An 11,512-nucleotide genomic window follows, 5' to 3' on the forward strand; every position below is an offset into this window, starting at 1 on the left:
GCGAGCAGGTCGGCGTTGATGCGGTCTTGCAGGGTGGCGGTCAGGCCGTGCGGCGCGCCGGGGTAGTAGATTTCCTGGGCATTCTTCACCAGGCGCGCGGCTTTCCTGGCCGAGTTCTGCACCGGCACGATCTGGTCGTCGTCGCCGTGCATGAACAGGGTGGGCACGCTGACCTTCTTCAGGTCTTCCGTGAAGTCCGTCTCGGAAAATGCCTTGATGCACTCGTAGGCGTTCTTCTGGCCGCTTTGCATGCCCCACAGCCAGAACTGGTCCAGCATGCCCTGCGACACCTTGGCGCCGTCGCGGTTGGCGCCGTAGAACGGCACGGCCAGGTCTTTGTAGAACTGCGAACGGTCGCCGGCCACGCCCGCGCGGATGTTGTCGAAAACTTCCATCGGCAGCCCGTCGGGGTTGGAAGCCGACTTCACCATCACCGGCGGCACCGCGCCGATAAGTACTGCCTTGGCCACGCGCTGGTTGCCGTGGCGGGCGATGTAGCGCACCACCTCGCCGCCGCCGGTGGAATGGCCCACCATGGTGATGCTCTTCAGGTCCAGCGCCTCGATCAGTTGCGCCAGGTCATCGGCGTAGCCGTTCATGTCATTGCCGGACGAGGGCTGCGACGAGCGTCCGTGCCCGCGGCGGTCGTGCGCGATGACGCGGAAGCCGTTGCCGGCCAGGAAGTGCATCTGCCCGTCCCAGGCATCCGCATTCAGCGGCCAGCCGTGCGAGAACGTAACGACCGGGCCGCTGCCCCAGTCCTTGTAATAGATCTGCGTACCGTCCTTGGTGATGATGGTGTTGCTGGTCATGGCGATGCTCCGGTTGGGTTGCGAGTTGCGTTGCGGGGCCGCCTCTGCACGCAGGGCGAAAGCGCTGGTGGCCAGCGCGGCGCTGCCGGCAAGCAGGGTGCGGCGGGTGGGGTTGTGCAAGGCGTTCATGAAGCGTCCAGGGGGTGAGTGAAGACGATGGACGAATCGTAGGCCTGGGGTCGCAAGCGCGGTAGGCGTGCGGAGGGAAGCACACTGTTGTGCTGGGCGCACCAATGGGGAAGGGCGCGCGGGACGCGTGCCCTGGCGCGGCGTTTGCCGCTATGTGTGCCTAGGGGCTAGGCGGGTGCGTGGCCAGCGCGACGAGGCAGGTCGTCGACTTCAAAGACAGGTCTATCTGAATCGGGCCAGGCCGCGGCATTAAAAGCCGTCAACAGCCACGGCCAGGAAAGTCGGCTTGGCGCCGCTTTTCCTGGCCGTAGGCGTCATTCACTCGAATGAAATCTTGGCATCCTTCACCAACTGGCCGAAACGCTTGGAGTCGTTGTCCAGGCGTTGCGCCATGTCCTCTGGCGAACCCGGTAGCGGCACATAACCCATGCTGGTCAGCTTCTCGCTGATCTTTGGCGAGGCCAAAACTTTATTGACCTCTTTATTGATCCGGGTAATCGCCTGGGGCGGTGTTCCGGCGGGAGCCGAAAATCCGATCCACACGGCGATATCGAAATCCGGCACACCAGCTTCGCTCACCGTCGGCACGTCCGGTAACGACGCAAACCGTTTGGCGGTTGATACGGCCAGCATCTTCAAGTTGCCCGCTTCGACATGCTGACGCACCGGGCCCAGAGAGCTGAAGGTCGCGTCTACCCGTCCAGCCACCACATCCGATACTGCCGCTACCTGACCCTTGTACGGCACGTGCAGCATGGGGGCGCCGGCCATGATTTTGAACATCTCGGCAGCCAGGTGTCCGGACGAGCCATTGCCCGACGACGCGATTGTTAGCGAGCCTGGCGACTTCTTGGCCTGCTCGACCAGTTCGCGCACGGTATTCACGCCCAGGTCTTTCCTGACCACCAGGAACAGGGGCACGTTCGCGACCAGGGCGACGTGGCTGAACGCCGTGGCCGGGTCATAGGGCACGCTCTGAAGATGAGGGATGATGGTGAACGGAGGATCCGAGCCGCCGATCAAGGTATAGCCGTCGGGCGCGGCGGTGGCGCCGGCGCGCGCGCCAATCACGCCCGCCGCGCCGCCGCGGTTTTCCACGACCACGGGCTGGCCGAGCGCGGTTGCCAGTTCTTCGCTGACAATGCGGATGGTCGTGTCCGCCGCGGCACCGGGCGCGAACGGCACAATCACGTTCACCGGGCGTTCCGGCTTCCAGGCCGGCTCGGCCGAGGCCGGCGCCAGAACAAGCAGCGACAGCGCCTGCAGCAGGTAGATCAAGTACTTCATGGGTTGTCTCCTATGTGTCGTTGAACGACGTTGTCATGGCGCCTTGGATCAGGCGCTTATCAAGTCATTGTCTTGTCCCAGCCGGGGCGCTTCTTCCAGGCTGCCCGGCCGGCAGCCGTCTATCGTGAAAGGCAGCCCGACCAGTTGGCGGCCGGTCCTGGCCGATGTCTTGATGACAGCGTTCTGCCGAACCTGCTCCGAGGCGATGGCTTCCGGAATGGTGTTGTAGCTGGAACAAGGCACGCCGGCCTGCTGAAGCAGCCCGATCCAGTGCTCGCGAGGCTTTTCCCTCAAGATTGCCGAGATGCGCGCCACTAGCGCCGGCTTGTTCTGCATTCTCGCGGCGTTGGTGGCGTAATCGGGCATCGTCGCCCATTCCGGATGGCCCAGCACGCCGGCCAGCCGGGCAAACTGCCCGTCGTTGCCGGCGGCGATGACCAGCGGCCCGTCCTGCGCTGGAAAAGCGTCGTAAGGCACCAGCAGCGGATGCCCATTGGCTCGCCGCTCGGGCGCCCGCCCTTCGTTCAGGTAGCCGCTGACGTCCATCGAGATCCAGGCAAAAGCGGTATCCAGCAACGACAGGTCGATGACCGCGCCGCGCCCCGTCTGCTCGCGCTTGCGCAGGGCCGCCATGGCGGAAATGGCGATCCACATGCCGGATCCCATGTCCACGATGGACGGCCCGGTCCGCAGTGGCGGGCCGTCGGGTGTACCGTTCACACTGGCCAGGCCGCTGTAGGCCTGCGCCAGTGGTTCGAATCCGGGCAGTGTCCCCAGCGGCCCGCCCCGGCCGAAGGCCGACAAATCGCAGTACACCAACCGGGGAAACCGCGCGGCCAGCGTCGGCCCGTCGATTCCATGCTGGGCCACGATGCCGGGTCGCAAGTTGCTGATCACGATGTCGGCGGATTCGATCAATTTCAACAGCGAGGCCCGCCCGGGGTCGGACTTGAAATCCAGCGCCACTGACCGCTTGCCTCGGTTCAGATCACGGAAAAGCAACGCATCCCCATTCCCGAACGGTTGTCCCATGCGGCGAGCCGCGTCGCCACGCAACGGTTCTTCGACCTTGATGACTTCCGCCCCCAAGTCGGCCAGGATCATGCCGCCGTAAGGGGCGGAAAGGAACTGGCCCAGTTCGATGACGCGGATACCCCGCAACCAATCGGCGGTCTGCTCGCTCATACTCCACCCGCCGTGTTCATTGGCATTTCGGCTGGCACTCCCGTTTCTGATATGCGCGCCATGCGATCACATCCCCTTGAAGACCGGGTCGCGCTTTTCGGCGAACGCCGCCCGCCCCTCGTTGACGTCTTCGGTTGCCAGAAGATGGCGGATCATGACTTGTTCCATTCGAAGGCCTGTCGCCATATCGACATCCTGGCTCCGCACGGCCAGTTCCTTCGTCGCCTGAACTGCCAGCGGCCCGTTGCGGATGATGCGGTACGCGTACTCGCGCGCTTTCGCCATCAACTGGTCACGCGGCACGACGGCGTTGACCAGCCCCCATTTGTGCGCATCCTGGGCTGAGATTGGATCGCCCGTCAGCAGCATTTCCATGGCGATGGCATAGGGCAGCTGCCGCAAGGGTCGCTGCGTGCCGCCGTTGGCGGCCAGTAGCCCGCGCTTGACTTCGGTAATGCCGAACGTAGCCGTGTCCACGGCGACACGTATGTCGGTCGCGAACAGCAGTGTGATGCCCCCCGCGAAGCAATTGCCGTTGACGGCAGCGATGACCGGCTTCCAGATTTCCAGCCCGCGATTCAGGATCTGGTCTTTCTGGGTCAGGAACATGTCGGCCATGCCATCGAATACCGACTCCATGTTCTTCAGGTCGGCGCCAGCCGAGAAGGTTTTCTCACCGGCGCCGGTGATGATGGCCACCCGTATTTCCGGGTTGTCGCGTACCTGCGCCCAGGCCCGCGACAGCGCCGCATAGTGCTCGCCGTCCATCGCATTGTGCTTCTCCGGGCGATTGATGGTGATGGTACAAATGCCATCGGTGATCTCTACATCGACCGACATGATCAACCTCCTTGTGAAAAACGGTTTGCGCGGCGAAGAATGGTCTCTGCCTGCCGTAAATGAGGCATGTCAAGCATCTTTCCATCCAGGCCCACTACGCCCAGCGCGCCACCGGCAAAGCTGTCTACGACGCGCTGGGCGTGCTCGACCTCTTCGCGCGTCGGGGTGAATAGGTCGTTGATAACCGCCACCTGGTCGGGATGAATGGCCAGCTTTCCGGTAAAACCGGCCTGGCGGGCGAACACGCACTCTTCGCGTAAGACGGCCGGGTTGCGATAATCACCGCAAATCGTGTCGATGGGGCTCACTTCGGACGCAGCTGACGCCAGGAGGCAAACCCCTCTGGCATAGGCATACAAGGTTTCGAAGGAGCCGTCGGGCCCGCGATTGGTGCTTGCGCCCAAGGCGGCCATCAGGTCGATCGGCCCCCAGGAAAAGCCCACCAACCTCGACGTCTTGCCCGCGAACGTATGCGCCTGCAAGAGTGATTGCGCGGTTTCCGTCAGTGTGGGCAGTATTTGCACGGTGCCGAGTTCCAGTCCGGCCTGAGCTTCCAGCGCACTCAGGTAGTGATCCAGTGCAAGCAGGTCATCGCCCGATCGAACCTTGGGCACAACGATGCCGTCGGGGCCGCCGGCCGCAATGGCGGCGATGTCGGTTAGTGCTCCCGGATCCTGGATGGGCTTGCAACGTACCCATATTTCTTGGGTACGACTGCCCGCCTTGTTCTGGTCCAGATACTCCCGAGTCAGGGTGCGTGCGGCCTGGGCATTGGCAGCGCTGACAGAATCCTCCAGATCGAGGATGAGAGCATCGGCCGCGACCGAACTGGCCTTCGCCAACTTGCGCTCGCTGTCCCCCGGGACAAACAGGAAGGATCGAACCGGTGTTTTCATGGAATGTCCCAATGGCTGGATTGTCCTGAACTCTCAGAATCAGTGATAGATAACTAGTACACCGAGCAGGCGTATGCTTGCGTTTACCGAGGAATATGTGCGTATGCTAGCGATACATCCAGAACTTGAACTTATGGATGCTATACGGGGGAGTTATGGCGTTTACGCTGATACAGTTGCAGCATTTCGGCGCGGTCGTGCGATACGGATCGTTTTCCGCCGCGGCCCGGGCGCTGGGCGTCGCTCAGCCGGCCATCAGCCAATCCATTGCCGCCCTGGAGGACGACCTGGGCATACGCCTTTTCGACCGTAATTCCCGGAAATGCACCCCGACGGCGGCAGGGCTGGTTTTCGCTACCGAAGCGGCCCGTATCGCGTCGAGCATCTCGGAAACCAGGGAGAAACTACGGCAGTTCCAGACTGGCAAATCCGGCCGGGTGGTGTTGGGCCTGACTCCCGGCATCAGCACTCTGATCGGGGAGTACTTGCTTCGCCATATGCAGGAAACGGCGCCGAGCCTGGATGTGATCATCGTAGAAGCATTCATGACGCGCCTGCATGAGTTCCTGCTCGAGGAACGCATCGATTGTGCTGTGACATACGGTCTGGATACGCAAGATCGCTCATTGCGAGCCTGGCAACTTGGTTACGAGCCTTTCTGTCTGGTCGGCAAGCCAGCCCTGTTCACCCGGCTATCTGGGAACGAGACGGTAAGCATTGAAGAACTTGGGCGCCTGCCTTTGTTCCTGGCTACCCTGTCGTACGAAGAAGGCGTGGGCCGCTTGCTGATCAACACAGCGCGCGAGCAAGGTGTCGAGCTGGATGTACGCCACCAAGTCCAGTCGCTGTCGTTGATCAGGCGCCTGCTACTGCATAAAGACCTGGCCACCGTTACGCCGATTGGCGGCATCATCGACGAACTTTGCGACGGACGATTGCAAAGCCGCCCTCTGGCCGATCCGTCGTTCGTGTATCCGGTTCAGTTCATGATCGCCGCGCACCGCAATTTCGGCGTCATCGAAAAAACGATGATGACCAGTATCGCCGGCGTGGCGCAGCGGCTGTTGTTCGATTCGGGGATCTGGCGATCCGGCCCGGGAGGGCAATTTCGCGCTGACGTGCAGCGCTATCTGGATCATGCGATGCGGACGTCGCAGGTACGGTAGGCCTCTGATCAGCCTGCGGACAGACCGGTTGCTGCATTACCCCGGAATGACTGTGCAAATCAAGCCGCGGTCGGCGCATTTATTCCGCTCGATGGCATACCACGCAGAGTTTGTTCCCCTCGGTATCCCGGAAATATGCGCCGAAATAGTCTGGATGATATTGCGGCCGCAGGCCGGGCTTCCCTTCGCAGACGCCGCCGCTGGATAGTGCGGTGGCATGTGCCCGACGCACTTGGTCGCGGGACGCGGCGAGGAATGCGGCCATCTGGCCGTTACCTGGTTCATGCCGGTTGCCATCAAATGGCTTTCTGATCACGAAGAATGGACGACTGGAATCCTTGGAGTGCCAGCCTGCCCAAGGTATATCGGGGTCAAGGAATCGCTTCTCTATTCCAAGCGAGCTGAATAACCGATCATAGAAGCGGAGTGCGCGTTCGAAATCGGCAACGCCGACGAATACGTGTGAAAACATGGCGGATTTCTCCCGGGTTAGTCGCCCGATCAGTTAAGCGCTTCAGTATCCTGCCGCTACACCCCACCCCGCAAATCCAACTCATAGCTGGTACTACGCCCCCCCGACATCGAACGTACCAGCACCCCTCGCGCTATCAGTTCATTAATGTCGCGCAGCGCCGTGTCGGCTGAACACTTTGCGATGGCTGCCCATTTGGCGGTGGTCAGCTTGCCTTCGAAACCGTCGAGCAGGCGATTCACCAGTTTGGCTTGCCGCGCGTTCATTGGTGTGCCGGCAAGGTGTTGCCAGAACCGGGCCTTGCGCAGCACGGTGTCCAGTGTCAGCTGGGCCTGGCCGATGGCGCGCAGCAGGGCGGACAAGAACCAGCTTATCCACGGGGTCACATCCAGCGAGGCGTTCTGGGTTCTTTCCAGGATCTGGTAGTACGCCTCGCGTTCTCGCTGGATTTGTGCGGAAAGGCTGTAGAAGCGTTGCGTGCTGCCGTCGGCGCGTGCCAGAAGCAGGTCGCCCAGGGCGCGGGCAATGCGGCCGTTGCCGTCGTCGAAGGGATGCAGCGTAACGAACCACAGGTGGCCCAATGCCGCCCGGATAAGGGGCGGTTCATCGGCGTCGCCATTGATCCAATCCAGGAAGCGGCGGGTTTCGGCTTCCAGGCCGGCGGCCGGCGGGGCCTGGTAATGGACCCGCTGTTTGCCGATGGGCCCCGACACGACCTGCATCGGTCCGTGCGCGTCGTTGCGCCAGTTGCCCACGGCAATGCGCGCCATGCCGGAATAACCCGTTGGAAACAGCGCGGCGTGCCAGCCCAGCAAGCGTTCCCGGGTGACCGGGGCCTGGCTGTTGGCGGTGGCGTCGAGCACCACCTGGACGATGCCTTCAGTGTGGCGGTCTACCGGGGCCAAGGCGCCGATGTCCACGCCCAGATGGCGGGCAATGGACGAACGTACGGACGCGGTATCGAGCTTTTCGCCTTCGATTTCGCTGGTTTTCAGCACGTCATCGGTCAGTGCGGCCAGGCTGGCTTGTTCCTGTACGGGTAGGCCGGCATCTGTCAGGCGGCCCGCCAGCAGGCCCTGGGCGTGGCTGGCCCGCGCCAGCAAGGGGGCCAGGGCCGCCAAGTCGTAGCGCCATTGCGGCCAGTCGGGGGCCTGCCAGATATAAGAATAATCTCCGCGGATCATGCGGAGATTATGGTCGCGTTTTGCGGCGAATGCAATTTAATCACCGCAAATTCTGCAGTGATTAATCCTGCTATTCCCCGCAAACCCAACCTCCAAACCTCCAGGGTTGACGTCATGCCGTTCCCCATTTAATGTACGTACAAACGTACATTTATCAGGGAGACTATCCATGGCTGTTATCCCCCCGGATGAAGCGCGGGCCGCCCTGGCCGGCGTGAAAGTGCTGGACCTGTCGAATTTCCTGGCGGCGCCCATGAGCGCCATGTTCCTGGCGGATTTCGGCGCCGACGTGATCAAGGTGGAACGGCCCGGCAGTGGCGACGAGGTGCGTTATTGGGGGGAAAACAAGAATGGCGTGGGCCTGTACTTCAAGGTGCTGAACCGCGGCAAACGGGCCATTACGCTGGACTTGCGCACGCCGTTCGGCCAGGAAGCGGTGAAGCGCCTGGTGGCGGACATGGATGTGGTGGTCGAGAACTACCGCAGCGGCACGCTGGAAAAGTGGGGGCTGGGCTACGACACCCTCAAGCGCATCAACCCCGGGCTGGTGATGATGCGCGTGACCGGCTTCGGGCAGACCGGGCCGTACCGCGAGCGCCCGGGCTTCGGCACGCTGGCCGAAGCCTTCGCGGGCTATGCGCAGATTTCCGGCTACCCAGACCAGCCACCCTTGCTGCCGGGGTTCGGCCTGGCTGATTCCACCACCGGGCTGATGGCCGCTTTCCTGGCCATGGTGGCGCTGCACCACAAGCGGTCCACGGGCGAGGGGCAGTATGTGGACCTGGCCATCTATGAAACCCTGCTGACCCTGATCGGGCCGCATGTCATCAACTACGACCAGTTGGGCATGATCCAGGAACGCAGCGGCAGCCGGCTGCCGTTCACGGCGCCGCGCAATACGTACCAGACGCGCGACGGCAAATGGCTGGCCATCGCGGGCAGCGCGCAGTCCACCTTCGTGCGCATCTGTGAAGTGCTGGAAGTGCCGGGCCTGGTGGATGATCCGCGCTTTGCCGACAACCGCCAGCGCCTGAAGCACGTGCACGATCTGGACCAGGCCCTGCAGCAGGCGGTGGGGCGCTTCGACCTGGATGATTTGCTGGCCCGGTCGGCCGACCTGCAATCGACCATGGCGCCGGTGAACAACGTGGAACAGATACTGGCCGATCCGCAAGTGCAGGCGCGCGAGAACATCGCCACGGTGCATGATGAAGAGCTGGACGCGCCGCTGCGCATGCAGAACGTGGTGGGCAGGCTGTCCGCGTCGCCGGGCGCCATCCGCGCGCCCGGGCCGGCGCTGGGCCGCCACAATCGGGAAATCCTGATCGAGCGCCTGGGCTATACCGAGGCCGATCTGCAACGCGCCGGCATCGAGCTGGCCGACTAGAAAAGGAACATGCCATGTCCATGCGCTTTCCCGGGCACATCGCGGTGGTGGAAGTCGGCCCGCGCGACGGCCTGCAAAGCTTTCCGGCCTGGGTGTCCACGGACGACAAGGTGCGCATCATCGACAGGTTGTCGCAAGCCGGCTTTCCGGTCATCGAGGTGACGGGCTTCGCGCATCCGCGCGTGATTCCCAACCTGAAAGACGCCGAGGAAGTCTGTGCGCGCATCCAGCGCCGCCCGGGCGTGGTGTACCGCGGCCTGGCGCCGAACGCGCGCGGTGCGGAACGCGCGGTGCGCGCCCAGGTGGACGAGGTCTTGGGCCTGACCATCGGCAGCGCGGCGTACTTGAAGAAGAACCAGAACATGGATCCGCGGCGCGCCAACGAGCAGGCCATTGAAGCCTTCCGCATCGCGGATGCGGCGGGCCTGGGTTATGTGCTGGCGCTGGGCATGTCGTTCTGGTGTCCGTATGAAGGCCTGATTCCCGAAGACCGCATCGACGCCATGGTGGGCCAGTTTCGCAACGCGGGCATACGCCGCATCTACCTGGCGGGCTCGGTGGGCATGGAAGACCCTCGCCATGTCAATCGCCTGTTCACGCGGCTGGGCGAACGCCATCCCGATGTGGAACTGGGTTTTCATGTGCACAACTTGTCGGGCATGGCCACGGCCAACATCGTGGCGGCGCTGGATGGCGGCGCGGCATGGCTGGAAGGCGCCATTTGCGGCATCGGGGGCGGCATCGCCATGCCGCAGACGCTGGGCGCGGTGGGCAATTTCCCCAGTGAAGACCTGGTGCGCATGCTAGAGCTGCTGGGCATAGACACCGGACTGGACGCGGACCAGGTGCTGGCCGCGGCGCATGACGTGGCGGGCATGCTGGATATCGAGCCGCGCAGCCACGCCACGCATGGCGCCACGCGCGCGGCGGTGACGCAGTGGGGGCGCGACAACCCCCACGAGCATCCGGCGTGAAACTATTCGTCGGCGTTGTGGGCGCGAAAACGCGAGCTTTGCGTGTAGCGCCCGCTGGGGTAGTGGCCCAGGCCCACCTGCACCAGTTGCCCGGCGCGGTCCAGGTAGTAGCGGGTGATCTTCAGCGCCGCCTGCCCTTCGGTGGCTTTCAGGGCGCGGGCCATCTGGCGGTCGAGGTTGGCGGCGGTGATTTCCTGCTGCACTTCGACGATGCGCACGCCGTGCCGCGCTTCCACCAGCGAATAAATAGGCTTGCGCAACACCTTGATCGAGGTGAGCACGTCGGCGAACTCGGGGCGCAGGTATACCTGCAGGTAGCTGATGGGCGTGGTGTTGCCGACCATGGTGCGCACGATGTTGGTCTCGGCCCAGGCCTGGCCGGGCTGGCAGTTCAACTGGGCGGCCCAGGTCTCGTCGGCCACGATCTCGCGCCGCGACTGCACATGCATTTCGGTGGCGTCCACGAATTGCAGCAGGTCGGCCACCGAATTGATGCCGCTGAAAAAGCGCAGGCCCTGCGGCCGCGCCCGCACCCGGGTGCCTACGCCGGGACGCGACCAGATAATGCCTTCATCTTTCAATTCACGCAGTGCCTGTCTGACCGTATGGCGGCTGACGTTGTAGCGCAGCGCCAATTCCCCTTCGGTGGGCAGGGCGCTGCCCACGGGGTAGCGGTCGTTCTCGATGTCCTGCTTCAGGGTGCGGGCCAGGGCCGCGTACAACGGCTGGCGTCCTCCCGAAAACGCATCGAAGGCAACAGGCGGAAACGGCGGGGTAGTTGCCATGCGGTGACCAACGTGTGAAGTGGAAAGAATTGTAATGGACGGCCTGCGGGGAGCGCGGCGCGGGAGGTTTCGCGTTAACCCGATGTTGACAGGATTCCGATCGCCTTATATTGTACGTACATTCGCACAAATAATTTAATCGAGAGACAAGCCCATGGCCCAGCCCGCATGGCTGGGCCGCTGGCCGGCCCCCGGCAATGCCGCCGGCCAGCGCCACATTCCGGAGAGTTTCGATGCCTGTGCTGAGGTCTTTCCTGTTTGCCCCCGCCAATCATGCACGGCGGGTCGAGAAGGCGTTTACCCTGGGTGCCGATGCCGTCATCCTGGATCTGGAAGATGCCTGCGCGGTGTCGGAGAAAGTGGCCAGCCGTCCGCGCGTAGTGCAGGCCATGCAG

The 11,512-nt window shown here is 63.2% G+C and carries 12 protein-coding genes; 4 read left to right on the forward strand and 8 right to left on the reverse strand.

Annotated features, from left to right (window positions below; genetic code table 11):
* The 5 genes from LPZ50_RS14830 to LPZ50_RS14850 form a co-directional block, all read right to left on the reverse strand.
* Positions 1-941 (reverse strand): alpha/beta fold hydrolase (locus LPZ50_RS14830; protein ID WP_419195598.1); only part of this gene is annotated, 941 nt, incomplete at its 3' end.
* Positions 942-1,259: 318 nt separating this feature from the next.
* Positions 1,260-2,219 (reverse strand): Bug family tripartite tricarboxylate transporter substrate binding protein, encoded by a 960-nt coding sequence (locus LPZ50_RS14835; RefSeq protein ID WP_230662238.1) that lies wholly within the window; start codon positions 2,217-2,219, stop codon positions 1,260-1,262.
* A 57-nt stretch (positions 2,220-2,276) separates the two neighbouring features.
* Positions 2,277-3,413 carry a CaiB/BaiF CoA transferase family protein gene (locus tag LPZ50_RS14840; protein ID WP_230662239.1) on the reverse strand — a complete coding sequence of 379 codons (1,137 nt, stop codon included), beginning with the start codon at positions 3,411-3,413 and terminating at the stop codon, positions 2,277-2,279.
* 66 nt (positions 3,414-3,479) lie between these two features.
* A complete protein-coding gene (locus LPZ50_RS14845) occupies positions 3,480-4,253 on the reverse strand; it encodes an enoyl-CoA hydratase/isomerase family protein (protein WP_230662240.1) in 774 nt (257 codons plus the stop codon).
* A gap of 2 nt (positions 4,254-4,255) precedes the next feature.
* Positions 4,256-5,149, reverse strand: coding sequence for an HpcH/HpaI aldolase/citrate lyase family protein (locus LPZ50_RS14850; RefSeq protein ID WP_230662241.1), 894 nt, complete (start codon positions 5,147-5,149; stop codon positions 4,256-4,258).
* Positions 5,150-5,304: 155 nt separating this feature from the next.
* On the opposite strand from LPZ50_RS14850, the gene LPZ50_RS14855 reads away from it, so the two are divergent.
* On the forward strand, positions 5,305-6,315 hold the full coding sequence (locus LPZ50_RS14855) for a LysR family transcriptional regulator (RefSeq protein ID WP_230662242.1): 1,011 nt from the start codon (positions 5,305-5,307) through the stop codon (positions 6,313-6,315).
* Between the two features lie 79 nt (positions 6,316-6,394).
* Here the strand turns inward: LPZ50_RS14855 and LPZ50_RS14860 are convergent, their stop codons facing one another.
* Both LPZ50_RS14860 and LPZ50_RS14865 read right to left on the reverse strand, forming a co-directional pair.
* Positions 6,395-6,787 carry a VOC family protein gene (locus LPZ50_RS14860; protein ID WP_230662243.1) on the reverse strand — a complete coding sequence of 131 codons (393 nt, stop codon included), beginning with the start codon at positions 6,785-6,787 and terminating at the stop codon, positions 6,395-6,397.
* Between the two features lie 56 nt (positions 6,788-6,843).
* Positions 6,844-7,971: a Fic family protein gene (locus tag LPZ50_RS14865; protein WP_230662244.1), complete on the reverse strand. Its 1,128-nt coding sequence runs from the start codon at positions 7,969-7,971 to the stop codon at positions 6,844-6,846.
* 169 nt (positions 7,972-8,140) lie between these two features.
* Between LPZ50_RS14865 and LPZ50_RS14870 the strand changes: the two genes are divergently transcribed.
* A complete protein-coding gene (locus LPZ50_RS14870) occupies positions 8,141-9,358 on the forward strand; it encodes a CaiB/BaiF CoA transferase family protein (RefSeq protein WP_230662245.1) in 1,218 nt (405 codons plus the stop codon).
* A 14-nt stretch (positions 9,359-9,372) separates the two neighbouring features.
* Entirely contained in the window at positions 9,373-10,332 is a 960-nt protein-coding gene (locus LPZ50_RS14875; protein WP_230662246.1) for a hydroxymethylglutaryl-CoA lyase, read from the forward strand.
* A 2-nt stretch (positions 10,333-10,334) separates the two neighbouring features.
* On the opposite strand, the gene LPZ50_RS14880 is transcribed toward LPZ50_RS14875, so the two are convergent.
* The gene (locus tag LPZ50_RS14880; RefSeq protein WP_230662247.1) at positions 10,335-11,117 is read right to left on the reverse strand and encodes a GntR family transcriptional regulator; all 783 of its coding nucleotides are present in this window, start codon (positions 11,115-11,117) and stop codon (positions 10,335-10,337) included.
* 233 nt (positions 11,118-11,350) lie between these two features.
* Here LPZ50_RS14880 and LPZ50_RS14885 point away from each other — a divergent pair.
* On the forward strand, positions 11,351-11,512 hold a 162-nt coding region (locus LPZ50_RS14885; RefSeq protein WP_230662249.1), incomplete at its 3' end, for an aldolase/citrate lyase family protein.

It is taken from the genome of Bordetella petrii (genome assembly GCF_020991325.1).
GTDB classification, from domain to species: Bacteria; Pseudomonadota; Gammaproteobacteria; order Burkholderiales; family Burkholderiaceae_B; genus Bordetella_A; species Bordetella_A petrii_E.

Bases quoted from the DNA above. Each gene is read 5' to 3' on its own strand.
- LPZ50_RS14845 (WP_230662240.1), bottom strand. From the start codon at position 4,253: ATGTCGGTCGATGTAGAGATCACCGATGGCATTTGTACCATCACCATC.
- LPZ50_RS14855 (WP_230662242.1), top strand. From the start codon at position 5,305: ATGGCGTTTACGCTGATACAGTTGCAGCATTTCGGCGCGGTCGTGCGA.
- LPZ50_RS14880 (WP_230662247.1), bottom strand. From the start codon at position 11,117: ATGGCAACTACCCCGCCGTTTCCGCCTGTTGCCTTCGATGCGTTTTCG.
- LPZ50_RS14875 (WP_230662246.1), top strand. From the start codon at position 9,373: ATGTCCATGCGCTTTCCCGGGCACATCGCGGTGGTGGAAGTCGGCCCG.
- LPZ50_RS14870 (WP_230662245.1), top strand. From the start codon at position 8,141: ATGGCTGTTATCCCCCCGGATGAAGCGCGGGCCGCCCTGGCCGGCGTG.
- LPZ50_RS14850 (WP_230662241.1), bottom strand. From the start codon at position 5,149: ATGAAAACACCGGTTCGATCCTTCCTGTTTGTCCCGGGGGACAGCGAG.
- LPZ50_RS14860 (WP_230662243.1), bottom strand. From the start codon at position 6,787: ATGTTTTCACACGTATTCGTCGGCGTTGCCGATTTCGAACGCGCACTC.
- LPZ50_RS14865 (WP_230662244.1), bottom strand. From the start codon at position 7,971: ATGATCCGCGGAGATTATTCTTATATCTGGCAGGCCCCCGACTGGCCG.
- LPZ50_RS14840 (WP_230662239.1), bottom strand. From the start codon at position 3,413: ATGAGCGAGCAGACCGCCGATTGGTTGCGGGGTATCCGCGTCATCGAA.